The sequence below is a fragment of the Pseudomonas sichuanensis genome (genome assembly GCF_024749065.1).
Classification (GTDB): domain Bacteria; phylum Pseudomonadota; class Gammaproteobacteria; order Pseudomonadales; family Pseudomonadaceae; genus Aquipseudomonas; species Aquipseudomonas sichuanensis.
Genome location: NZ_CP087185.1, coordinates 3,276,791 through 3,300,790 on the forward strand (window position 1 = coordinate 3,276,791; position 24,000 = coordinate 3,300,790).

Here is a 24,000-nt window from a genome sequence, read left to right on the forward strand (position 1 = left end):
CCGTAGCGGCCTCGGGTCTATCCGGCATGCAACAGCAGTTCAGGGAAATCGACCTGGTCGCGACAGCCTCCCAGGAAATGACCGCCACGTCCCACGAAGTGGCCCAAAGTGCCGCCCAGGCCGCCAACGCCGTGGCGGATGTGGACGCAGCAACCCAGGAGGGACTGCGGGCCATCAGCCATACCAGCGACGTGATCGTCCAGCTCGCACGGCACCTCGACCAGGCGCAACAGGATGTCTCGGGGCTGGCGAGCAGCAGCGATGAAATCGGCGGGGTACTGGAGGTCATTCGCTCGATCGCCGAGCAGACCAACCTGCTGGCGCTCAACGCGGCGATCGAGGCAGCGCGGGCAGGAGAATCCGGCCGGGGGTTTGCCGTGGTGGCCGACGAGGTCCGTCATCTGGCCCGGCGCACCCAGGACTCCGTCAGCGAGATTCGTGTCGTGATCGAACAGTTGCAAGCAGGCACGCAGGTGGTGGTCAAGGCTATGCAGCGCAGCCATGCCCAGGCCACCAGCAGTGTCGAAGAGGTGAGACGGGCGAGCAAGGTGCTGGATGACATCAATGGTGCGGTGGCCGTGATCAATGACATGAACCTGCAGATCGCGAGTGCCGCTGAAGAACAGAGCGCTGTGTCCGAAGAGGTCAGCAAGACGGTAATCGCCATCAGGGACGTGACGAAGGAGTTGGCGACCCATTCGGAGCACGCCGCAACCATCGGCGCCAGCCTCAATGCGCTCGCCAACGACCAGCAGCGGCTGATGTCCGGTTTCCGCACATGACCACGTTAGCGACCAGACCCGAGACGGTACTGGGATTCGGCGCGGCGCCAAGCGTATTCAAGATCGGAATAAGGTGCTGACAACACCTGTCCCCTCCTTTCATTCGCGGGCCAGGCTCGCAACCGGAGCTTTCACAATGGCGCGCTGTGCAAATCGTCTCGTCTCCCGGTCTGCGCTCAAGGACGCCATCGTCGATGCAGCCTCGACATTACTCGCAAAAGAGGGTGTTGCTGGTCTGAGCTACCGGCGAGTCGCTAGTCAGGTAGGTATATCGCCAGGAACGATGACCTAACACTTCAAGGACATGTGCAAGCTCATTTCGGCAGCTTTGGCCAGACTGGCTGAGACTATCGAGGCATCCTGTATCGATACGCTGAAGGCAGCATCGAGTCGTACGGAAATGCACGAGTTCCTGGCTGATCTGATCACCACGAACACAGGCACATCGCTTGTGGCGTTCATGACGTTGCCTTTGAATGGCGGGTTCTGGGATGACGATCATGTTGCGATCATCCACGCGGTGTCCGAGAAAACCGTGAAGGCACTTCAAAAACATTTCGATGAGAAAACCGCGCGAGCCCTGATCGTGTTGCTCAAGGGCCTCAGCGTACGCGGTCGGCTCGCCACCGCCGGCTTAGATCGTTCAGAGGTTCTCGAATTCATCAAGAAAATATCCTGACTTGGCGACAGCTTCGGGATCAGCCCGGACCGGTAAGACGGAAGCACTGTGTGTTCTCCCTCAAGGCCTCACACCCTGCTTTCAACCTCAGTGCCACGGCATTCACTTCTGTCGCACTCAGCAGTATCTGCGACGAGGCTTCATCGACCAGCAGAATGTTCATGCTCACGGCTTCTGCAGTGTCCGCCTGCTCATCTGCCGCGACGGAAATCTGCTCAAGCATGTCACCTACCTGCTGCGATGCCCCGGCGATCAGATGCAACTGCTCTCCCAGTCGCACCACCTCAGCAGCGTCGTCCTTGGATTGCTCGCAGGCTGTTTGCAAGAAGCTCGCTGCAGCGCGTACACCCTCCTGAAGGTCGGCCACGGTATCACCGATTTCTGCAGTCGAGGCTTGGGTTTTCGCTGAAAGCTCACGGACCTGGTCGGCAACCACTGCAAATCCACGTCCATGTTCTCCAGCGCGAGCGGCCTCGATACTAGCGTTGAGCGCGAGGAGATTGGTCTGATCGGCAATGCTTTTGATTACCGTGACCACCATGTCGATCCGTTGGGTTTTCTCCTTCAAGGTTGCAAGCGCCGCGGTCGCTTCGTCCAGCCGTTCAGCCAACTGCTGGATACCTTGGGTTGTCTGAGCGCTGCGCTGATACCCTGCATCGGCCAGGGTGCGTGCCTTGCTGGAATGCTTGACGGCCACACCGCACGTCTGCGCGACACCTCTAGCCGTACTTGCCAGTTCGATTGCCGCGGCAGCGATCAAGGCTACCTGCTGGCGCTGGCTGTCTGCTGCGCTCACGGAGGCTCCGGCCTGATCATCCAGAATCGAAACGGTAGCGGTGACACCTTGGGTCTGTTGGTCGATCGCTTGTAGTGAGGTTCGCAACTGCTCTTGCGCCAAATTTAGCGCACTACCAATCACCGCCAACTCGTCTCTGCCCATGATGCTGACCCGCGCGCGGAGATCACCGGCACTAAGGGCATGAGCGACTTGGGTAATGGCAGCGGTGTTACGGCGGATGGACAGTTGAACACAGAGCACCACGTAAAGCGCCGCGAGCGCCATCAGGCTGAATAGGGACACCGCAACCATCGAGCCCTGCCAGGCACGCTGGTGGTATGCCTGGAGTCGAATGTCAAGATGACGTAGGGCGTCTGCCTGCAGACCGACGGATAGACTAAGCGCCTCGGCCATCCGCTGGCTGATCGACAATGGCTCCAAAGACTTGACATCCCCACGGAAAAAATCGCGCTCCAGCTGTTTCACCTGTCGATCAAGTTGCGCCAGTGTGCTCAGCGTGGACTGCTGCCAGCGCTGTCCAATGACCAGGGCCATGTCCGGGTTGGAGGCCCTGTGATTCAGTGCCTCCAGCGTTGCTTGGGTAGCGGCAAGCGCATCCCTGAGTTGCGCACGCGTCAGCAGATTGAACCCGCCGGAACCGATGATCCCCTGCCCTACGCTCGCCAAACCGGTTAATTGCATCGTCAGTGCCGGTGCATCAGCAGTGACGATAGTGATCAGTTCGGAGGTGTCCATCCATGGGTCGCGACGCAAGCCGTTGGTAGCAGAGACAACCTCGATCAGGTTGCGCGTGGCCTGCAGGGAACGGGTCGCGACGTTGTGTGCGTCGGCCCACCAGCTCGCGAGCGCCTGCGCATCCTGACGAGCGGAGACCAATCGCTGGTGTTCGGTGTCCAGAAGTTTCACTTCAGCACTCAATGCGTCGGAGAAAGCGCCGGCCGGCTCCCCGGGCAGTTGAACAAGGAGCGCTCCAAGACTCTGCAAGCGTTCGTCCTGGCTGCGCAGCCACTGGTCCATATCCGACTGCGAGAGATCACCGCCACGAGCCGCTACATCGGTCGCTCGCCAGCGTGCCGCGAGGTTGCGTTCGAAGGCTGCCCGGCGCTGCTCGTCGGCCAGCATCGTCAGAAACGCAACACCACCGCGCTCGGTTTCGATACTGGTCAGCTCATCTTGATAACGGGCCCACAATGCCCAAAGTCCGTATGCCAGAGGAACCAGAAAAACCAACAGGAGGACCTGGAACTTGCGCGAGAACGACAGCCGTTCCATTCCCTGAACTCCCCATTGCAGCAGCTTCATCGATTCGCTCCAGTCTCACGTAAGGTTCTACACAATTCATTGTTATACTAATATATTGGTTAAGCCTGCAATTGAATTCAACACCCCTCAAGGAGCCCATCCATGCCGACGGCCACAATTTCCCCCACCTTCGTGCAAGACTTTCGCGCCTGGCGCCTTCAGTCAGGTCATGCATTCGCCTTGGTCAGCGCCCAGGGGGCACAAGTGCTGGAATACGGCTTTGCTGGCGAACCTTCGATCATCTGGAACAACCCCCACGCCAACTTCACCAGAGGTCAACCGATTCGCGGCGGGGTGCCGATCTGCTGGCCCTGGTTCACGACGCTGGACAGCAATCCGCAACCCGTGCGGAACGATTGGCCCGGAGCGAACCAACCTTTCCACGGCCTGGTCAGGCAGGTCGACTGGTCACCGGAACACCTGCACACCACCGCCCGGAATGCCAGGCTCACACTCCGGGCCCCCGTCGACACCCATGGGCTGACCGCCCGCCTCCACATCACACTGGAACAAGCAGCACTCGAACTCCGCCTGGAAATCAGCAACGCGGGACCACGGGCAATCACCATGGCGGCAGCTCTGCACAGCTACTACGCGGTGAGCGACGTACGCGACGTGATGCTGCACGGCTTCGCCGGCGCGGATTATCAGGACAACCTGCTGGACCGTGCAGTGTTTCGGCAGACCTGCGAGCCACGTATCAGCGGACTGATCGAGCGGATGTATCAGGGGCTGGGGAAACGACTGGTGATAGAAGATGTTGCCTGGCAGCGACGGATCGTCATGGAGCCGCGTAACAGCCACAGTGCAGTGCTCTGGAACCCGGGGGAAGAACGGGCAGCGTCCCTGGATCAATTCGATCCGCAGGCATGGCCAGGCATGTTGTGCATCGAAACCACCCGGGTCCTGGACGATATGCTCACCGTTGAATCGGGCGGACAGGCTGATATGGGTGTGCGCATTTCCCGCGAAATGCTGGGTACTGATTGAACACCCAAGAAAACCTGCTGCATCTTGCCCTCACGGTATCGACACGCTTTCGCTAATATACGAGTACATCTTTCTCGCCCGCTCGTGGAGTCATCTCATTGAATGCCCCTGTTTTCCATCCCGAGTTACTCGACCACCGCCTGCCCAAGACAGCCCAGGTCTATGAGTTGCTGCGCTCGGCGATCATTTCCCTGCGCCTTCAACCAGGGGACGTGATCAGCGAAAAGGAGTTGTGTGCACAGCTGGATATCTCCCGGACACCCTTGCGTGAAGCGGTGCTGCAGCTGGCCAACCAGAAGCTGATCACCATCAAACCCAACTCCAGCACCAGCGTCAGCCTGATCAAGCTCAAGGACGTCATCGAAGGGCAGATCGTGCGCGAGAGCATCGAATACCGTACCGTGCGCCTGGCCGCACGCTTCTACGAGAAGGACCGCATCGACCCCTTCACCACCCTGCTGATGCGCCAGAAGTTCGCCTCGGAACATCGTAGCGTCGACGAGTTCTATGCACTCGACGAAGAGTTCCACCGGGTCATCTGCGAATGCTCCGGCTATCCCAACCTGTGGCGCCTGCTCAACGGCGCCAAAGGCCAGCTGGACCGGGTCCGACGCATGGCGTTCCCGGCACAGAACCAGTTCGCCGAAGTGATCGAGGAGCACGAGCGCATCGCCGACGCGATCCGCGCCAGCGACGAAGAGGCTGCCGTCGAGGCTATGCGCGTGCATATCGACAGCATCTACGAAACCCTCAAGGTGCTCTCGGTCAAGCACCCGAACTTCTTTGCCGAAGACTCGGCGACCATCACCAATTGCGACTCCCTCGAAGCCTTCAAGTACCTTTATGCCTGATGCGCGAACACCAGCCGGCTCGCACCGGCTGGCGTCTTCACAAGATCAATAGATGGAGAACGGGAAGTACTTCTGGTTAATCTTCTCGTAGGTGCCATCGGCACGCAGCTCGGCGATGGCCTTGTTGAACTGCTCGCGTAGCGCAACATCACCCTGGCGCACGCCGACGCCCTTGCCGACCCCGAAGTATTTCTCGTTGACCACGTCACCACCGACGAAGGCGCAGCAGGCGCCATCCTTGGTCTTCATCCATACATAGAGCAGCGCGGCATCCGAGAACACGGCATCGATTCGACCGTTGGCCAGGTCCATCGCAGCATCATCGACCGTCTTGTACTGCTTGATATCGGAGTCCTTGTAGTTCTCCTCCAGGTAGTTGGACTGGGTGGTCGAGACCTGCACGCCAATGCTTTTGCCCGCCAGGTCGGCCGCACCGATGGCGCTCACCCCGCCGTCCTTGACCGTGATGAAGCGTGCTGGGGTGGCGTAGTACTTGTTGCTGAAATCGATCTTCTTCTTGCGCTCCTCGGTGATGTTCATCGAAGCGACGATGGCGTCGTACTTGCCGGCGATCAGACCAGGAATCATGCCGTCCCACTCCTGGGAAACGATCTCGCACTTGACCTTCATCCGCTCGCACATGGCGGTGGCGATATCCACATCGAAGCCGGTCAGCTTGCCCTTGTCCAGGTAACTGAAGGGTGGATAGGTCCCCTCCGTGGCGATACGGATCTCCCTGGCCTCCTCCGCCGATGCCAGGCCCGCCATGAGGCTTGAACCCAGGCCGAGGGCCACGAACAGAACACATTTAGCAAGTTTCATAGACACCACCTTATTTGCCGTACATTAATATATTGGTTTTGTTGCAACATACAGGCCATGGATCGAATGTTGGTCAGCTGTGGCGTTACTCCCGTAAAACAGTGGTTGGAATTCAGAAAATCGCTGGTTCACCGCTGGCTTCCCCGAATCCTGTCTCGAGGAAATCGAAGTCACAGCCCTTGTCCGCCTGGAGGATATGCTGCGCGAACATCCAGCCATAACCACGGCCGAAGCGCGGCGGCGGTGGCGGCAGGGCCGCGCGTCGTGCCGCCAGCTCCACGTCGCTCACCTGCAGCTCGATACTGCGGTTTTCCACGTCCACGCTGATCAGATCGCCGTTGCGCACCAACGCCAGGGTGCCGCCCACGTAACTTTCTGGTGCGACATGAAGGATGCAGGCACCATAACTGGTCCCGCTCATGCGCGAGTCGGAGATCCGCACCATGTCCCGTACGCCCTGTTTCACCAGCTTGCCGGGAATCGGCAGCATGCCCCACTCCGGCATGCCTGGGCCGCCTTGCGGGCCGGCGTTTCGCAGGATGAGGACATGGTCGGCAGTCACCTCGAAGTCGTCGCTGTCGATCACGGCCTTCAGAGCCGGATAGTCATCGAAAACAATCGCCGGCCCGGTGTGCTTGAGCAGGCGCGACTCCATGGCACATGGCTTGATCACACAGCCGTCGTTGGCCAGGTTGCCCTTGAGCACCGCCAGCGCGCCTTCGGCATAGATCGGGTTGTTCAGCGGACGGATCACATCGTCGTTGTAGACTTCGGCCTCGGCGATGTTCTGCCCGACTGTACGACCGTTGACCGTCATTTCATCGAGGGACAAATAGGTGCCGATGACCCGCATCAGCGCCGGCAGACCGCCTGCGTAGAAGAAGTCCTCCATCAGGTATCGGTCGCCACTGGGGCGCACATTGGCAATCACCGGCACGTAACGACTGACGGCATCCAGGTCGTCGAGGGTGAGGTCATGCCCTGCCCTGCGTGCCATCGCGATCAAGTGGATCACGGCATTGGTCGAGCAGCCCATGGCCATGGCCACGGCAATCGCATTGTCGTAGGCTCCGCGGCTCTGCACCCTCGCCGGGACCAGGTCCTCCCAGACCATCTCCACCGCACGGCGCCCGGCTTCGGCACACATACGGATATGGTTGACGTCCGCCGCTGGAATCGACGATGCCCCCGGTAGCGTCATGCCGATGGCCTCGGCGATCGCAGTCATGGTCGAAGCCGTACCCATGGTCATGCAGTGGCCATGACTACGGGCGATGCCGCCTTCGATGTCCTGCCAGTCCTTGTCGCTGATATTGCCAGCACGGCGTTCATCCCAGTATTTCCAGGCGTCGGAGCCGGAACCGAGAATCTTGCCTTTCCAGTTACCCCGCAGCATAGGCCCGGCAGGAACGTAGATCGCCGGCAGACCCGCGCTGGTGGCGCCCATCAGCAGGCCTGGAGTGGTCTTGTCGCAGCCGCCCATCAGCACCACGCCATCCACCGGATGGGAGCGGATCAGTTCTTCAGCTTCCATGGCCAGCATGTTGCGATAGAGCATGGTGGTCGGCTTGACGAAGTTCTCCGACAGCGACAGCGCCGGCAGTTCCACTGGAAAGCCCCCGGCCTGGAGGATGCCGCGCTTGACGTCATCGACCCGCGTCTTGAAGTGGGCATGGCACGGATTGATATCCGACCAGGTGTTGAGAATGGCGATCACGGGCTTCCCCGCCCAGTCGGCGGGGGCATAGCCCATCTGCATGATCCGCGAGCGGTGACCGAAGCCGCGCAGGTTATCGGGCGCGAACCAGCGTGCGCTTCTCAGGTCTTCGGCTTTCTTCTTGTTCATGGTTGTCGTCCGTCAGGCGCATGGCTTCACGCCGGGTTGTTGAATCCGTAAAGGTCGGCCGGGTTGTCCACCAGGATCCTGGCGAACAGTGCGTCGTCCTCCAGCCACTGGGCCAGGCGTTGCAGGGCCACTCCGTCGTCGATCTCGCGGAACATCGACACCGGCCCCCGAGTGATATCGCCCACGCCGCCCAACGGGTGCGGCCAGTTCGACCCCCACAGCAAGCGCTCCGGCGCCGCCGCCAGCAGCCCGCGTAGCAGTGGCGCGACCTCGTCCAGCGATGGCTGCTCCGAAACCAGATAGGGCGCCGATACCTTCACATGGCAATCACCGCTGCCGAGCAGTCCGAGCAACGCCTTGAAGCCCTCGCTCTTGATCCCGGCACTCGCATGCACCCCGGCGAAATGATCGAGCACCAGGGGCACGTCCAGTTGTCGTAGCTCACGACGCAGGCTCTGGATCACCTCGATGGGTGCGAATACCTGGATATGCCAATCGAACTGGGCAGCCACTTCGTTGGCATGCCGGAGTGCACGCAGTGCCGCCGGGGCATCCGCCGCAGCGGCCGCCAGGTTCAGGCGAATACCGCGAATGCCGGAACGTGCCAGGGTTTCCAGTTCAGCGAGCGAGGTGTTTGGGTCGATCACCGCCACGCCCCGCGCGCCGCTGCCGAGCTGGGCGATGGCGTCCAGGGTGCAGCGGTTGTCGGTTCCGTAGACGCTGGGTTGCACCACCACTACGCGCTCCAGGCCGAGGATGCATTGATGCTCCATCAAGTCCTCGACCAATGCCGGCGCCGGCGTATAGGGTCGTGACGGCGAGTATGGAAAGCGCTCGGTGGGACCGAAGACATGGACATGACAGTCACAGGCCCCGGCCGGAATGGTGATCGCGGGACGCTGGTGCACGACCCGCAGGATGCTGACGCGGGTGTCGCGGGAAGGATGCTCGGCCATCGCGGTTGTCCTCGAATGATGACTAAGGAAGTGGGTACTGTTCGATCCGCTGCAACAGGCGCATCGCAGGCAATACCGAACGTGCCGGGACCAGTGGTTCCCGCCCCTCGCGCACCGCGGCGACGAAGTCCCTGGCGACCTGGGCGTTGTTGTCCTGTTCGCTGTCCACCTCCAGTCGCTGAGTTCCCTGTTGCAGCGTGGCGCCGAGGATGTCCAGGCGATAGGTCTCGCGATCGGTGACGACGAAGACGTCGAAAATCCGCTGCGTCGAGTTGTAGGAGCCGGTGCAGACCATTGCCTGGCGGCTGTCCGTGTGCATCAGCAGGGCCAGCTCCATGGGAATTCCGGTGACCGGATCGGCGGCAGGCATCGATGCGTTCAGGCTGGTCACCCGCGCAGCGGCGGCAGCGGGGTCGCCGTTGCCGGTGAGCCACAGGGCGACATCCACCAGATGCGCACCGTGATGCCAGAGCAGGTTGTCGGTCCAGCAACGCTTGAGTCCGGTGGAACCGATGTTTTCCCGGCGATGCAGGAACAACCGCGACTGCACTTGCAGCACGGTTTCTGCGCCGGACTGCAGGCGCTCCAGTAGCTGACGGTGCTCACGCCGGAAACGCATGGGGTGGACCACGCCGACAGTCAGGCCCAGGCGCGTGGCCGTGTCGACGATGCGTTCGCAATCGTCCAGATTCAGCGCCAGCGGGATCTCCACCAGCACATGCTTGCCCTGCTCCAGCGCCGCCAGGGCCATTTCCGCGTGGCTCTGGCTGGGCCCGGCGATGATGACGATGTCGATTTCCGGCGAGCGCAGCGCTTCGCGGTAGTCCACGTACCAATGGCGATAACCATACTCACGGGCGAAGGCTTCAGTGGCGTCGGGCTCGCGGCCGACCAGGCTATGCAGCACGCAGTCGACATCTCGCAGACTCTGCGAATGCCAGGTGCCCATCATGCCGTGGCCGATCATGCAGATATTCAATGTGTGCTCCTTGAGCGCGAAGTGGCAGATCCTGGCCGCGTTACGGTCCTTCGCGAGCAAGCTCGCTCCCAGGTCCGGACAGTTTTGCGTGGAACCATCCGGAAAGCGGGCTTGCTCGCGAAGGACCGCAACGCGGCCCGGCTTGCTTAACCCTGGATCGCGGCCATGGTCTGAGCGAAGGTTTCCAGCAACTGGTCCGCCTGTGCCTGCTTGAAGCACAACAGCGGACGGATCTTCAGCGAGTTCTCACCCACGCCGGTGGTGCTGATCAGCACCTTGCGCTCGCGCAGGCCGCTGACTACCCGGGAGGTCAGTGCTGCATCCGGCGCCTTGCTCTCGGGATCGGTAACGAACTCGACCGCGTGATACAGGCCAGCACCGCGTACATCGCCAATCTGCGGATATTCCCGAGCGATGCTCTTGAAACCGTCCAGCAGGTAGTTGCCCAGGTCGTGGCAGTTCTGCTGCAGGCCTTCGTCACGAATCACATCCAGCACTGCCTGAGCCGCGGAGATGCACACTGCGTTACCGCCGAAAGTGTTGAAATAGCGTACTTTCGGCCCGAAATCAGCGAGGAGTTCCGGCTTGACCGCAACGCCCGCGATCGGCAGGCCATTGCCCATGGGTTTACCCATGACCACCAGGTCCGGCTGGATGCCGTGGCGCTGATAGCCCCAGAAGTTCAGGCCGGTACGGGCGAAGCCGGGCTGGACTTCGTCGGCGATGTACAGGCCGCCATGCTTGTGCACCACCTCAATGGCTTTCTTCAGCATGCCGGGAGTGCCGGGCAGGAGGCCATCGGTGGAGAAGATGCTGTCGGCGATGAAGCCGGCGAAGCGGATGCCATGGCGCTGCATGTCGGCAATGGCGGCTTCGATCTCCGCCGCCAGGCGTTCGCCTACATCTACTCCAGGCTCGGCATGGTAGGCATCCGGGGCGCGTACGGTGCGCACATGCTGGTCCACCGGCACATATTTGCCCATGGTGGTGGAGATGGCCGCCACGGTGGTGGTGATGCCGTGGTAGGCGAAGTCGGTGACGATGATGCCGGTCCCGCCGGTATGGAACTTGGCGATGCGCAGGGCCAGGTCCACCGCTTCGGAACCGGTGCAGGTGTACATGACACTGCCGATGCCGCCGCCGAAGGTGTCCACCAGTTGCTCGGTGTAGTCGAGGATCTTCTCGTCCATGTAGCGGGTGTGGGTGTTGAGGGTTGCCAACTGACGGGAGACCGCCTCTACCACCCGCGGATGACAGTGCCCTACGGACGGCACGTTGTTGTAGCAGTCCAGGTACTGCTCGCCGTTGGGGCCATACATATAGGCGCCTTCGGCCCGCACGAACTCTACCGGGTGCTGGTACATCAGTTTGTAGCACGGGCCCAGCAGACGCTGGCGGCGCTCGACCACCGCTTGCTCGTGGGCATTCAGGGTCGGCAACAGGGCCAGGTCGAAGCCGTTCTGCATACCGGCAGTGGCGGAATAGTTCTCAGACATCTCAACCTCCAGAAAAACACTTGTTATAGGGCCGTGACGGCCTGGATTCCGGGTAATGCGAAGCGCGGTGCTTCAGGCGCGCCATTCGATCGCGCTGGCGGCGAGCCCGCGTTCGCCGAACAGCATTTGCTCGACTCGTTGGCGTGGCATGGTCCGCAGTTGCTCGAACTGGGTCCAGGTACGCGGGGTGTTGCGCAGGATGTAGTCGCGGTTTTCCGGGAAACGGCTGGCACGCCATTCGGTCAGGGTCAGGCGCAGGGCCATGCGCACCATCAGCAAGTCATGGAAGATCGCCAGTTCGTCATCACTGAGCGGCGTGACCGACTGGTAGCCCTCGATGAAGGCCCGCGGCGCTTCGAGCAGTTGCTCGCCATCACCCAGCGCATAGGCCACCGCCACCACAACATCGTTGACCAGCGCGGTGCGGACCATGTCACCGAAATCGAGGAGTGCGGCCACCCGTGATGGGTCCTGCGGATCGACCAGTGCGTTGTCGGAGTTCAAGTCGTTGTGCACCACCTGCCGACGCAAGCCTGCCAGCACCGGCTTGGCATGACTCACGTAGCGCTCCAGCGCCTCTTCGACCCAGGCCCGATGGACCGGCTCGAACACGTCGAACATCGGCCGCAGGCGTTCCGCGTGCTGGATATCCCAGAGCAGCATGTGATCAGCCGACGGATGCTCGAAGTCGCGCAGGGCCACACCCAGACGAGCCAGCTCCACCCCCAGGTTGAACTGCTGCTCCAGCGACACCGGAGCGTGGCGCAGCAAGGTGCCCTCCAGGTAGCTGACCATGCGCACGATGCGGGTCTGCCCCTCGAACTCCAGCGCCAGTTCGCTCCTGCCATCCAGCGCACGAATCACCCGCTGCACATGCAGGCCGGGATCACGTTGCTCAACATGCAGTAGCGCCGCGCTCTGGAAATTGGCCAGCATCCGGTCTTCCGCCGGGTGGGCGATCTTCAGCACATAGGCACCGTCGGTGCCTTGCAGGTGGAAGTTGTGGTCACGCTCGCTGATAAGCCGTTTTACCGCGCTGGCCTCGACCCCGAAGTACCTGGCAGCGATCTGTCTGGCCTGCTCGCTGCCGATCTCCCCCGCTTCGGTGGTCAGGCTGGCATGGCTGTCGCCCGGCTTGTGCTCATTGCTCATGGAGGAAATCCTCATTCTTGAAATACTAATATATTAGTTGCTCGAAAAAAACAAGCGCCTCAACGCACGCGATTGCTGAGTTGCTGCAGTCCCTGTGTGCCCTCCTGGGCCAGGCCTTCGATGAACAGCCCGCGTTGATCCTTCACCAGATGTTCCAGCGACTCGAAGATACTGTTGACATGCAGGGTCATCAGCCGCTCGGCGCTTTCCTCGTCATGAGCGCGTATCGCCTGATACAGCTGGCGATGTTCATCGATCACCTCGTCGAAATGCTCCTGTACCGGAAACGCCAGGCGCCTGACCCGGTCCAGCGGCCCCATGGCGCCCTGCATCACCTGCCACAGGTGCGCATAGCCGGCACACTCGCAGATCAGCCGATGGAAGGCCTCGTCCAAGGCATAGAACTCGTTGCACTCCATCCGCTCGTAGGCCTTCTGCTTGCGCAGGAACAGGGTCTCGAATTCATCCTCGTAGCGGGGCTTGAAGAACCTCGCTGCCAGTCGCACGCAGCGAGCCTCCAGGGTTTCACGCACCAGTTGGCCTTCCAGCACATCCCGCAGCCGGATCGCGCTGACATAGGTCCCCGCATTGGGTCGCACCACCAGCATCTGCTCGCCAACCAGACGCAGGATCGCTTCGCGAACCGGTGTGCGCGACACACCCAATGCTTCACAGATGTCCTTTTCGCCGAGCACGTCGCCAGGCGTGTACTGCAAGCCGATGATGGCCGCGCGCAGCAGGTGATAGACCTGGGCCGCCTTCGGCTTGCCCTGGTCGATCATGTCCTGATGAAAGATGCCTCGCATACCCTGCCCCGCTCCGCACGCCGTTGCGCTCGATCAGTGCAGGATCTGGCTGAGGAACTGCCGCGCCCGCTCACTCTTCGGTGCCTGGAAGAACTCGTCCGGCGCCGCCTGTTCGACGATCTGCCCGCGGTCCATGAAGATCACCCGATCTGCTGCCTGACGGGCGAAGCCCATCTCATGGGTTACGCAGAGCAGCGTGATACCGCTCTCCGCCAGCCCCAGCACCACGTCCAGCACTTCCTTGACCATTTCCGGGTCGAGTGCCGAGGTGGGTTCATCCAGCAACATGATCTGCGGGTTCATGCACAGCGCCCGGCCGATCGCCACCCGCTGCTGCTGGCCACCGGACAGCTGGCTGGGGTAATGCCCGGCCTTGGCCGCCATGCCTACGCGCTCCAACAGGGCTTGAGCCTGCTCCATAGCCTGGGCCTTGGTCTTCTTCAGCACCCGCATGGGTGCCAGCATGCAGTTTTCCAGCGCGGTGAGATGGGGAAACAGGTGGAAGCCCTGGAACACCATGCCGGTCTCCTTGCGCACGGTGTCCACGCCGCTGCCATTGGTACCGATCTCGGTGCCATTCACGATCAGCTTGCCCTCCTGGTATTCCTCCAGGCCATTGATGCAGCGAATGAGGGTCGACTTGCCACTGCCGGACGGGCCGCACACGACGATACGCTCGCCCTTGCGCACCTCCAGGTCGATGCCGTTGAGCACGGCGAAGTCGGCGTACCACTTTTTCAGGTCGCGCATCACCACCACGGGTTGCCCGGTCGCCGCTTTCTTCGCGAGCGTGCTGCCCGCCTCGACCTGTTGTTCTGCGCCCATGCTTCGCGCCTCCGCTTGGTTGTTGGGGTTATTGTCGATAGGGAGTGATCGCATCATCGCGCGGCCCTCAATGAATGATGTGTCGGGTAATGCGGGCGCTGATCCAACCACACAGCCGGCGGATAGTTTCCACCAGGCTCAGGTAGAGCACGGCCGCCCAGAGGTAGACCTGGAAGTCGAAAGAGCGCGAGAACGCCAGGCTGGTCGTGCCCATCAGTTCAGGTACAGCGATGACACTGGCGATGGCCGACGACTTGAGCATCAGGATCAGCTCGTTGCTCAGCGGACGCAGGGCCACGACGAAGGCCTGCGGTACGATCACGTCCTTGATGCCGGAGAGCCGCGACAGTCCCAGCGCATGGGCGACTTCCCATTGTCCACGGGGCACCGCCTGCACGGCACCACGCCAGATCTCGGCCTGGTAGGCGGCGGTGTTGAGGGTGAAGGTCAGCACGGTGCACCAGTAGGCATCGCGGAAGAACCACCACACGCCCAGTTCCTGCAACTCGGGACGCAACTGGCCGGCGCCGTAGTAGACCAGGAAGGTCTGTGCCAACAGCGGCGTGCCGCGAAACAGATAGGTGTAGCAGAACGCCAGGCGACGCAACCAGCCGATGCGGCTCATCCGCGCCGCCGCCAGCGGCAACGACAAGACCGCACCAAGCGCCACCGACAGCAGGACGATCTTCAGGGTCATGCCCAGGCCGGCGAGCATCCTCGGGCCGTAGGTCGAAAGCAGTTCCAGTTCCATGCTCAACTCCGCACGTAGAATCGGTTGGCGCGCTTCTCCATCAGGTGCAGCACCTGGCCGGACACGATGGAAAACAGCAGGTAGATGCTGCAGGCCACGGCGTAGAAGAAGAACGGTTCCTTGGTGTTGCTGACGGCCAGGTAGGTCTGGCGCATCAGGTCGGTCAGGGCGATCACCGAGAGCAGCGATGTCTCCTTGAGCAACACCAGCCAGAGGTTGCCAAGGCCAGGCAAGGCGATGCGCCACAGCTGCGGTGCAGTGACGAAGCGAAACATGTCGACCCGTGACAGCCCCAGGGCAAAGGCCGCCTCGCGCTGGCCCTTGGCGATGGCCTTGATGGCGGTCAGAAAGACTTCGCTGGAGAAGGCACCGAAGACCAGACCCAGCGCCAGCATGCCGGCGAAGAAGCCGTTGACCTGGAAGGCCTTGAAGCCCATAGCCTCGGAAGCCTCCTTGACCAGCAACTGGACGCCGTAATAGATGATGAAGATCGTCAGCAGCTCCGGCAGGCCGCGGAACACGGTGACGAACACCGTAGCCGAGCGGCTCACGGCGCGACGCTTGCTGTCCATGCACAACGCCAGGGTCAGGCCCAGCGCGAGGCCAAGGGGCAAGGTCGCCAGGGCCAACTGCAGGGTGAGCGCAGCGCCGGAGAGCAATGCAGAGCCCCAGCCCTCGGGTGAAAAAGAAAGGAGTTGCAGGTATTCACTCATGATCAGGCCCATCCCCATGCGCAGCGCATGGGGCTATCAACAGGTTGAGAGGCGCGGTAGCACCGCGTTCTTAATAGATAGCGAAGGGGAAATACTTTTGGTTGATGCGCTGGTAGGTGCCATCGGCCAACAGCGACTTGATCGCCGTGTCCAGCTCTACCCGCAAGGCCTGATCTTCCTTGCGTACGCCGATGCCCTTGCCGACACCGAAGTACTTGTCATCGCGCACTTCCTGCCCGACGAAATCGCAGCATGCGCCGATGCTGGTCTGCAGCCAGGGGTAGAGAATCGCCGAGTCGGAAAACACCGCATCCAGGCGGCCGTTGGAGAGGTCCATCGCCGCGTCGTCCACGGTCTTGTAGACTTTGATCTCAGAGTCCTTGTAGAAGTCCTCAAGGTAGCTGCCCTGGGTGGTGGAGCCTTGCACGCCGATGACCTTGCCGGCCATGCCGGCTACCGAGGTGTCGGTGATACCGGCATTTTTCTCGGCGATAAAGCGCGCCGGCGTCGCGTAGTACTTGTCGGTGAAATCGATTTTCTGCTTGCGCTCCTCGGTAATGGCCATGGACGCGACGACAGCGTCGTACTTGCCGGACATCAGTCCTGGAATCATGCCATCCCAGCCTTGGGAAACGATTTCGCAGCGCGCCTGGATCCGTTCGCAGAGCGCCTTGGCGATGTCGACATCGAAACCGCTCAACTGACCGTTTTCCAGGTAACTGAAAGGAGGATAAGTGCCCTCGGTAGCGATGCGCAGTGATTTCTGCTCAGCGTGCGCACCCGCACCAAACAGGGTGCTCAATGCTAGAGCCACACAGGCGAGGTATTTCGAGCTGTTCATTGTTGGTTTTCCTCGAATTCCGGTATTCCTGCATACCAATATATTGGTATGCGAATGACGATAACAGGATTTGGCAGCTTATCAAGGGTGTATCAGGTTTCTTTTTTGGAATGGGGAACAGCGGTTTTATGCCGTGACAGGGCCCTCTGAACACGTTCCTGGAACAAGACATGACGCTTTGATTTACGCGGACCTTGTGGGAGCGGGTTTACCAGCGATAGCGGTAGTGAGCCCTCTCTCGTAATCGCGGATAAACCAGCCCACAGTGTCCGCTCCGTCCTTCAGCACCTTTCTGCGCGAGCCAACAGCCAGGTCTCGATGACACGCGCCAGCTCCGCAGGCGCCTCACGCATCGGATAGTGACCGACTGCCGGCAGAATCTCCAGCCGGGCCGTCGGCAACCAGCGCATCAGCGTGTCGTTCATCGAGGCCACGGTGCAGCCCGGGTCGCGTTCGCCCACCAGTACCAGCGTGGGCACCCTCACCCCCTTCACTGCCTCGGCGAAATCATCACCGCTCCAGGACTCAAGGTACCGGCTCATCGCTTCCACCCAGGTAGTGCGCAGGCTCAGTTGCAGCATGCCGCGCAGCCATTCCTCGTCCTGGCAATGCCCGACGTTGGCCGAGATCAGCAACTGACGCGCCAGCGGCTCGTGCAAAGCTTCGCCCAGCAAGGCCCTGCGCTCCGGGGAAAGCGTCGCGCCACTAGCGGGTACCGAGGCCAGCAGCACCACCGACACCAGACGCTCGGCAGCATGGGCCTGCAGCCATTGCGCTGCCATGCCAGCCATGGAATGGCCGACCACGCTGAAGTGCGACCAGTCCAGCAGGTCGGCCAGGTCCAGCATATCCCGGGCGATCTGCTCCACGGTGAATGGCCCTGGCGCCTCGCGCCGCGCGCCATAGCCGCGACAATCCATGAAGGCATAGGTGAAGCGCTCAGGGTCAAGCCAGCCGTGCAACGGATCGAACAGCGCAGCACCGGCCATCCAGCCGTGCACCACGATCACCTTGTGCGGCCCGTGGCCGAACTGGTGCACGGTCTCCAGCAGGCTCATCAGTACTGGCTCCCGACCTGCTGTCCCGTTCCGGCCAGATCGCCAAGTCCGCTGCGCACCTGTTTCAGGGCAGCCCCGGCTGCGTTGGTCAACATGCGCACGTCATTGGCCAGGGTGACCATATCGAAGCCCCACTGCAGCGCCCGCAACGCATAGGCCGGCGAACCACAATGCAGCGCAGCCTTGATGCCATGGGCATTGGCGGTGGAGAGAATATGCTGGATGGCCTCGAGGATTTCCGGCTCCTCGCGGTCGAAGCCGGTGGGATAACGCATGCCGGTCAGGCCGATGGTCAGGTCCGCCGGGCCGATGTACAGCCCGTCCAGGCCCGGGGTCGCAGCGATTTCGGCGAGGTTGTCCAACGCCTCGCGGGTCTCGATCATGGCGAAGCAGAGCATGTTGTCATTGGCTTCGCGGCCATAGTCGGCGCCGGCGGAAATGCTCGCCCGGGTCGGCCCGAAACTGCGCACCCCGGCCGGCGGGTAGCGCATGTAGGAGACCAGCCGCGCCGCCTGTTCCGCCGTGTTGATCATCGGGCAAACCACTCCGTAGGCCCCGGCATCCAGGGCTTTCATGATGCTCGCCGGCTCCAGCCAGGGCACCCGCACCATTGGTGTCACGCCACTGGCGCGCAAAGCCTGGAGCATGCCAACGGCAGTCTGATAGTCCACCACACCGTGCTGCAGGTCGATAGTCAGTGCGTCATAGCCCTGCTCGGCCATCAGTTCACTGACGAACGCACAGGGAATTGACAGGAAACCGTTGACCACCGGCTGACCGTCGCGCCAGAGCGCCTTGATCTTGTTGGGCTGCATAGTCCGTACCTCTCGTTGCGCCGCGAGCTCAGCCCCGGCGGTACTTGTTCATCACGTCGCAGTCGGGCTCGAAACCCAGGCCCGGCACCTGCGGCACCTTGATCAGGTCGCCGCTGCGCAGCCCTTCCACATCCGCCAGCCAGGCGTCGGGTTGCACGAAGTTGTATTCCAAGGCCTGGACCGAGGCGTTGGCCGCCGCCAGGTGCAGGCTGGCGAAGAAGCCCGGGCCGAAATACGGCGAGTGGGGCATCAACTGGCTGCCGGCCTTGCCCGCCTGCTCGATGATGGCAAGGAATTCGGAAATGCCGCCGACCTTGGTCACGCTGGGTTGCACGATATCCACCGCGCCCGCCCGGAAGGCCTGGGCGAACTGGAACGAAGTGGTCCAGTTCTCCCCGGCGGCGATCGGCAGCGAACCACGCAGGCTGGACAGTGCGGCGAAGTCCTCCGGCGGGTACACCGGCTCCTCCACCCAGGTCAGGTTGAGGGCTTCGAGACGCTCCCGGTTGCGCTCGACGAACTCCACCGACCAGGCGCAGTTCACGTCGACGCAAATATTCTTGTCCGGCCCGGCGACACGGCGGCAGGCCTCGATGATGTCGAGGTCGATCTCGTGCAGTTTGATACTGTTGAACCCGGCGGCGATCACCTCTCGACAGGTCATGGTCGCCAGTTCCTCGGTGCCGTAGCGCACCATGCTGGCGTAGAACGGGATCTGCTCTCGGCGGCCCTCGCCGAGCAGTTGGTAGAGCGGTTTGCCGGCGCGCTTGGCGGCCAGGTCCCAGAGGGCGATATCCACCCCGCCGATGGCGAAGATGGTGATGCCGTAGCGCCCGAACATGTGGATCGAGCGCTGCATCTGCCGGTTCCACGCCGGGATGTCGTCGATGGTGCTGCCGATCAGGCTGGGCAGGATCAGGCGGTCGATGATCGCCTTGGTGGCATCCACGGTGAAGTAGCCGAACCCTTCGCCCCAGCCGACATTACCCAGTTCGTCCTCGAGACGGATCAGGGCGAACTCCAGGCTCTTCCAGGCGGTGGGCATGATCCCGACCCCGGTACCACGCAGATGGAAGGGAATCTCGACGATGGAGACTTCAGCCTTGACGATCTTCATCAGTTTTTCCTCGGATCAGGGAGCGAACTCTTGGCGAAGAAGCCGCCGACAAAACCGGCGCCCTCCTCCTCGGTCAGGTAGGTGAACGGGCGGAACGTGGCGCTGTGGTTGCGCGGCGAGTGGTCTACCGGGCGATAGCGGCGCTCGAAGGCTTCATCGTTCTTCAGCAGCGGCTGCGGGCAGTTGGAAATGCCGTAGACCACCCGGAACGGCTCGCCTTGGCCTTCCAGGCCGAGGCGAATCATCTGTACCAGGTCGGCGGCGCTGACCCACAGGCGTTCGCGGCGACCGTCCACCACCTGCGGGTCGGCATTCCCGATGCGGATGGCCAGGCATTCGATACCAAAGCGGTGAGCGTACAGGGCGCAGGCCGCCTCGCCGAAAGCCTTGCTCAGGCCGTAGAAACCGTCGGGGGCGATCGAGGCGCTGGCGGTCCAGGGCTCGTTCCTGACCGGGTGCAGCCCCACCGCGTGATGGCTGCTGGCAAAGATGAAGCGCCCCACAGCGAACTCGCGGCAGGCCTCCAACAGGTTGAGAACGGCGACGTAATTGGGCGCCAGGGTCGCGGCAAAGGCGATGTCCGGCGCCACTGCGGCGGCCAGGTGGATTACCCCTACGGTGCCGCGCACGGCGGCATTGGCGATGGCCGGATCGGCCAGGTCACCGACTACGGCCTGCTCGCCGTCGCGTAGGCCCTCGATGGGATTCAGGTCGCACAGGCGCAGGTCGTAGTCGTCGAGCAGGATCGGACGCAACAGGGTCCCGACCCGGCCCGCTGCGCCGGTAATCAGCAGCTTGGGTTTGCTCATGGCAGTGCTCGCTGTCTTGTTGTTGGAAGGCACGCCGACAGCCGCCGGCGTGCCGGGTCATCACTTGGCGGTGGGCATGCTGAACTCGGGGCCCTTGGCGATGCTGTCTGGCCAGCGCTGCATGACGCTCTTGTAGCGGGTGTAGAAGCGCAGTGCTTCTTCGCCGTAGGCGTGGTGTTCACCGAACAGCGAGCGCTTCCAGCCGCCGAAGGAATGCCAGGCCATGGGCACCGGGATCGGCACGTTGATACCGACCATGCCGACCTGGATGCTGCGGGCAAAGGCCCGGGCCACGCCGCCGTCGCGGGTGAAGCAGGACACGCCGTTGCCGAACTCGTGGGCGTTGATCAGCTTCACCGCACTGGCGAAGTCCGGCACCCGGACGATACCCAGCACCGGGCCGAAGATTTCTTCCTTGTAGATAGTCATTTCCGGGGTGACCTGGTCGAACAGGGTCGCACCGACGAAGAAGCCCTGCTCCGCCCCCGGCACCTGCAGGCCGCGACCATCGACGATCAACTTCGCCCCTTCCGTGACCCCGCTGTCGATATAGCCCTCCACCTTGCCCTTGTGCAGTGCCGTGACCAACGGGCCCATATCGGCCTGCGGGTCGACACCGTTGCGCACCCGCAGGGCATCGATACGCGGCAGCAGCCGGGCGATCAACTCATCGGCAACATCGCCTACCGCTACGGCGATGGAGATCGCCATGCAGCGCTCGCCGGCCGAGCCGTAGGCCGCGCCGATCAGCGCGTCCGCGGCCTGGTCGAGGTCGGCATCCGGCATGACAATCATATGGTTCTTCGCCCCGCCCAGGGCTTGTACCCGCTTGCCACGAGAGGTCGCCTCGCGGTGGATGTACTCGGCGATCGGCGTCGAACCTACGAAGGAAATCGCCTCGACGTCGTCATGCTGGAGCAGTGCGTCGACCGCCACCTTGTCGCCCTGGACCACGTTGAACACGCCCTCCGGCAGGCCGGCTTCCTTGAGCAGGCGGGCCATCAGCAGACTGGCCGACGGATCGCGCTCGGAAGGCTTGAGGACGAAGGTATTACCGGTAGCCAGGGCCATCGGGATCATCCACAGTGGCACCATCACCGGGAAGTTGAATGGCGTGATGCCGGCGCACACGCCCAGGGCCTGGCGCAGGTTCCAGTTGTCGATACCGCCACCGATATTGTCGGTGAACGCGGTTTTCAGCAGATAAGGCGCGCCGCAGGCAAACTCGACGATCTCGATGCCGCGGGTCACTTCGCCCATGGCGTCGGAGAGCACCTTGCCGTGTTCGGCGGTAATCAGCCGGGCCAGTTCCTCATGGTGCTGGTCGAGCAGTTCCTTGAAACGGAACAGGATGCGCGAGCGACGCAGCGGCGACAGCTCCGACCAGGCCGGGAACGCCGCCCGGGCCGCAGCCACAGCTTCGTTGACAGTCATCGCCGAGGCCAGCGCGACCTGCGCCTGGACCTGGCCGAGCGCCGGGTTGAACACATCGGCCTGGCGCTCGCCTTCGAACGAAACGACCTCACCATCGATGAAATGCCCGATAAGGCCGGACGTCTCGTGCTGGGTAGAACTGCTGCTCATGTACTCACCTATTAGTTGTGGTTTAGGCCCCATTGATGGAGCACGACTCAATGCCGAGGTACGGCAGCGCTTGCCTTACAAGAAAACCAATCGAAGCAGAACACTAATATATCAGTATATTTCTTACAAGACTTATCGCTACAAACCTCCATGAACCACCGTCCCGCTGAGAAATTGCGACGGTGATCGGCCCCTAAGACGAAGCAGCAGCCATGACAGCCCTTGCCTGAAGGCTTCAGGCACAGCAAAACGCCCCCCAGCTAGGGAAATCCTGAAGAAGACTTCCTGATTTTGGCAAAATGTCCGGACTCTACCCCCGAGTTTTCCGATGAAGCAAATGACCTTCGCCGATGCCGAGTACGCCGGCAAGCGTAAGCAGACCCGCAAAGAGTTGTTCCTGATCGAGACGAATCAGGTGGTGCCGTGGCAGGGTTTGATTGCCCTGATCGAGCCACATTACCCGAAAGGTGATGGTGGCCGTCCGGCCTACCCGTTGATGGCGATGCTGCGCGTACATCTGATGCAGAACTGGTTTGGCTACAGCGATCCAGCGATGGAGGAAGCGCTGTACGAGACCACCACCCTGCGCCAGTTCGCCGGACTGAGGCTGGAGCGCATTCCCGACGAAACCACGATCCTCAACTTCCGTCGTCTGCTGGAGAAACACGAACTGGCTGCTGGCATCCTGGTCGTGATAAATGGCTATCTGGGTGATCGAGGCCTGTCGTTGCGCCAAGGCACCATCGTCGATGCCACGCTGATCAATGCGCCGAGTTCGACCAAGAACAAGGACGGCAAACGCGACCCAGAAATGCACCAGACCAAGAAGGGTAACCAGTACTACTTCGGCATGAAGGCGCACATCGGTGTCGATGATGAGTCGGGTCTGGTGCACAGCGTGGTGGGCACGGCGGCCAATGTGGCGGATATCACCCAAGTCGACAAACTGCTGCACGGCGAGGAAAACATGGTCGGCGCCGACGCGGGTTACACCGGCGTCGAGAAACGCCCTGAACATGAAGGCCGAGAGGTCACCTGGTAGATCGCCGCCCGCCGCAGTACATACAAGAAGCTGGGTAAGCGCAGCCCTTTGTACAAAGCCAAGCGCAAGATCGAGAAGGCCAAAGCCCAAGTGCGCGCCAAGGTCGAGCACCCGTTCCGGGTGATCAAACGGCAGTTCGGTTATGTGAAGACGCGCTTCCGTGGTCTAGCGAAGAACACCGTGCAACTGGTGACACTGTTTGCGCTGTCGAACCTGTGGATGGCACGCCGACACTTACTGAGCAATACGAGAGAGGTGCGCCTGTAATGCGGGATATGGCTGCCGCGAGGTGCTCGTGGCGGCTAAAAACACAGAAATGAGCGGGTGACCTGATCGTTTTTGATCGATTCGTCGCTTTCAAAACCGGCGGGGGCTGAAGTCAGCCAGAAATACATGGCTACTTCAGACCATCCATAGGTGCCAGCAATGACATCAACGCCGAAGTCATTCACAAATTGATGCCACTTTTCCTCAAACAGTCTGCTGCAGCTTTGCAAGCCCCAATACCGACCAAGGCGAAAGCCAAACAACCAACTTACGGTGCCGTGTCCGTCGAGTTGCCTTTCGGTGAGCAAGTCGTGACCCTGAACTGGCCCGTCTCTGACCCAGATGGATGCGCCCGTTGTGTCCGTAAGCTGCTCCAGTATCAGAAGCGATGTCATTTAGCCCGCTGCTGATCTATAGCCACGACACCGCTCCGGTTGATAACTTCGAGCAGTTGAATTCAACTGATGTCGTAGACCGCATCTCACCGCCAGGGCAAGCGGAGCTTGCGGTTGGGAGATCTGAATGGGAACGAGTGACAGAATGGAGCCACCCCGATAATCTACGCCTCCTGCCAATGCATAGAGGCTCACTGGAGCCACGTTGAACGCGAAGGAGCCATGGCTAGGATGTGCGAAAATGAATACCAGTCAGGGGGCTTAACGATACCTGCTCTCTGAGGATTACTATTCGGCGTCGCAGAATAATACGTCTGATCACC

General features: G+C 61.6%; 22 protein-coding genes and 2 pseudogenes. 5 read left to right on the top strand and 19 right to left on the bottom strand.

The window, feature by feature from the left end:
• The first annotated feature begins 26 nt into the window (after positions 1-26).
• The gene (locus LOY51_RS14755; protein WP_371928151.1) at positions 27-782 is read left to right on the top strand and encodes a methyl-accepting chemotaxis protein; all 756 of its coding nucleotides are present in this window, start codon (positions 27-29) and stop codon (positions 780-782) included.
• A 400-nt stretch (positions 783-1,182) separates the two neighbouring features.
• Positions 1,183-1,461 (top strand): hypothetical protein, encoded by a 279-nt coding sequence (locus LOY51_RS14765; RefSeq protein ID WP_258641776.1) that lies wholly within the window; start codon positions 1,183-1,185, stop codon positions 1,459-1,461.
• 19 nt (positions 1,462-1,480) lie between these two features.
• Here the strand turns inward: LOY51_RS14765 and LOY51_RS27175 are convergent, their stop codons facing one another.
• Positions 1,481-2,257, bottom strand: a complete 777-nt coding sequence (locus LOY51_RS27175; RefSeq protein WP_374046953.1) for a methyl-accepting chemotaxis protein — start codon at positions 2,255-2,257, stop codon at positions 1,481-1,483.
• 93 nt (positions 2,258-2,350) lie between these two features.
• A pseudogene (locus LOY51_RS27180) lies at positions 2,351-3,562 on the bottom strand (HAMP domain-containing protein); the annotation flags it as partial.
• A gap of 102 nt (positions 3,563-3,664) precedes the next feature.
• Here LOY51_RS27180 and LOY51_RS14775 point away from each other — a divergent pair.
• A complete protein-coding gene (locus tag LOY51_RS14775; RefSeq protein ID WP_104961272.1) occupies positions 3,665-4,552 on the top strand; it encodes a D-hexose-6-phosphate mutarotase in 888 nt (295 codons plus the stop codon).
• A 98-nt stretch (positions 4,553-4,650) separates the two neighbouring features.
• A complete protein-coding gene (locus tag LOY51_RS14780) occupies positions 4,651-5,403 on the top strand; it encodes a GntR family transcriptional regulator (RefSeq protein WP_104961271.1) in 753 nt (250 codons plus the stop codon).
• 45 nt (positions 5,404-5,448) lie between these two features.
• On the opposite strand, the gene LOY51_RS14785 is transcribed toward LOY51_RS14780, so the two are convergent.
• The 16 genes from LOY51_RS14785 to LOY51_RS14860 form a co-directional block, all read right to left on the bottom strand.
• Positions 5,449-6,225 carry a lysine/arginine/ornithine ABC transporter substrate-binding protein gene (locus LOY51_RS14785; RefSeq protein ID WP_104961270.1) on the bottom strand — a complete coding sequence of 259 codons (777 nt, stop codon included), beginning with the start codon at positions 6,223-6,225 and terminating at the stop codon, positions 5,449-5,451.
• 112 nt (positions 6,226-6,337) lie between these two features.
• Complete coding sequence (gene araD, locus LOY51_RS14790) at positions 6,338-8,071, bottom strand: L-arabinonate dehydratase (RefSeq protein ID WP_258641782.1); 1,734 nt, start codon at positions 8,069-8,071, stop codon at positions 6,338-6,340.
• 26 nt (positions 8,072-8,097) lie between these two features.
• Positions 8,098-9,027, bottom strand: coding sequence for an amidohydrolase family protein (locus tag LOY51_RS14795; RefSeq protein WP_104961268.1), 930 nt, complete (start codon positions 9,025-9,027; stop codon positions 8,098-8,100).
• A gap of 22 nt (positions 9,028-9,049) precedes the next feature.
• A complete protein-coding gene (locus tag LOY51_RS14800; RefSeq protein ID WP_256597951.1) occupies positions 9,050-10,006 on the bottom strand; it encodes a Gfo/Idh/MocA family protein in 957 nt (318 codons plus the stop codon).
• A 146-nt stretch (positions 10,007-10,152) separates the two neighbouring features.
• Positions 10,153-11,502 (bottom strand): aspartate aminotransferase family protein, encoded by a 1,350-nt coding sequence (locus LOY51_RS14805; protein WP_104961266.1) that lies wholly within the window; start codon positions 11,500-11,502, stop codon positions 10,153-10,155.
• Between the two features lie 72 nt (positions 11,503-11,574).
• Positions 11,575-12,654, bottom strand: coding sequence for a phosphotransferase (locus tag LOY51_RS14810; protein ID WP_158682552.1), 1,080 nt, complete (start codon positions 12,652-12,654; stop codon positions 11,575-11,577).
• 59 nt (positions 12,655-12,713) lie between these two features.
• Complete coding sequence (locus tag LOY51_RS14815) at positions 12,714-13,460, bottom strand: GntR family transcriptional regulator (protein ID WP_104961264.1); 747 nt, start codon at positions 13,458-13,460, stop codon at positions 12,714-12,716.
• A 33-nt stretch (positions 13,461-13,493) separates the two neighbouring features.
• Positions 13,494-14,285, bottom strand: coding sequence for an amino acid ABC transporter ATP-binding protein (locus tag LOY51_RS14820; protein WP_309475577.1), 792 nt, complete (start codon positions 14,283-14,285; stop codon positions 13,494-13,496).
• Between the two features lie 67 nt (positions 14,286-14,352).
• On the bottom strand, positions 14,353-15,036 hold the full coding sequence (locus LOY51_RS14825) for an ABC transporter permease (protein WP_104961262.1): 684 nt from the start codon (positions 15,034-15,036) through the stop codon (positions 14,353-14,355).
• 2 nt (positions 15,037-15,038) lie between these two features.
• Positions 15,039-15,749, bottom strand: a complete 711-nt coding sequence (locus LOY51_RS14830) for an ABC transporter permease (protein WP_258641783.1) — start codon at positions 15,747-15,749, stop codon at positions 15,039-15,041.
• A gap of 70 nt (positions 15,750-15,819) precedes the next feature.
• Positions 15,820-16,590, bottom strand: coding sequence for a lysine/arginine/ornithine ABC transporter substrate-binding protein (locus LOY51_RS14835; protein ID WP_104961261.1), 771 nt, complete (start codon positions 16,588-16,590; stop codon positions 15,820-15,822).
• Positions 16,591-16,871: 281 nt separating this feature from the next.
• Entirely contained in the window at positions 16,872-17,648 is a 777-nt protein-coding gene (locus LOY51_RS14840) for an alpha/beta fold hydrolase (RefSeq protein ID WP_258641784.1), read from the bottom strand.
• Positions 17,648-18,463: an HpcH/HpaI aldolase family protein gene (locus LOY51_RS14845; RefSeq protein ID WP_104961259.1), complete on the bottom strand. Its 816-nt coding sequence runs from the start codon at positions 18,461-18,463 to the stop codon at positions 17,648-17,650. The genes LOY51_RS14840 and LOY51_RS14845 overlap by 1 nt, the downstream gene beginning before the upstream one ends.
• A 28-nt stretch (positions 18,464-18,491) precedes the next feature.
• Positions 18,492-19,580, bottom strand: a complete 1,089-nt coding sequence (locus LOY51_RS14850; RefSeq protein ID WP_258641785.1) for a mandelate racemase/muconate lactonizing enzyme family protein — start codon at positions 19,578-19,580, stop codon at positions 18,492-18,494.
• Positions 19,580-20,389, bottom strand: a complete 810-nt coding sequence (locus LOY51_RS14855; RefSeq protein ID WP_104961257.1) for an NAD-dependent epimerase/dehydratase family protein — start codon at positions 20,387-20,389, stop codon at positions 19,580-19,582. Before LOY51_RS14855 ends, LOY51_RS14850 begins: the two co-directional genes overlap by 1 nt.
• A gap of 60 nt (positions 20,390-20,449) precedes the next feature.
• Entirely contained in the window at positions 20,450-21,973 is a 1,524-nt protein-coding gene (locus LOY51_RS14860; protein ID WP_258641786.1) for a CoA-acylating methylmalonate-semialdehyde dehydrogenase, read from the bottom strand.
• A 328-nt stretch (positions 21,974-22,301) separates the two neighbouring features.
• Between LOY51_RS14860 and LOY51_RS14865 the strand changes: the two are divergent.
• A pseudogene (locus LOY51_RS14865) lies at positions 22,302-23,282 on the top strand (IS5 family transposase).
• A gap of 35 nt (positions 23,283-23,317) precedes the next feature.
• Here LOY51_RS14865 and LOY51_RS14870 read toward each other — a convergent pair.
• The gene (locus LOY51_RS14870) at positions 23,318-23,677 is read right to left on the bottom strand and encodes a hypothetical protein (protein ID WP_258641787.1); all 360 of its coding nucleotides are present in this window, start codon (positions 23,675-23,677) and stop codon (positions 23,318-23,320) included.
• Positions 23,678-24,000 lie beyond the last annotated feature (323 nt).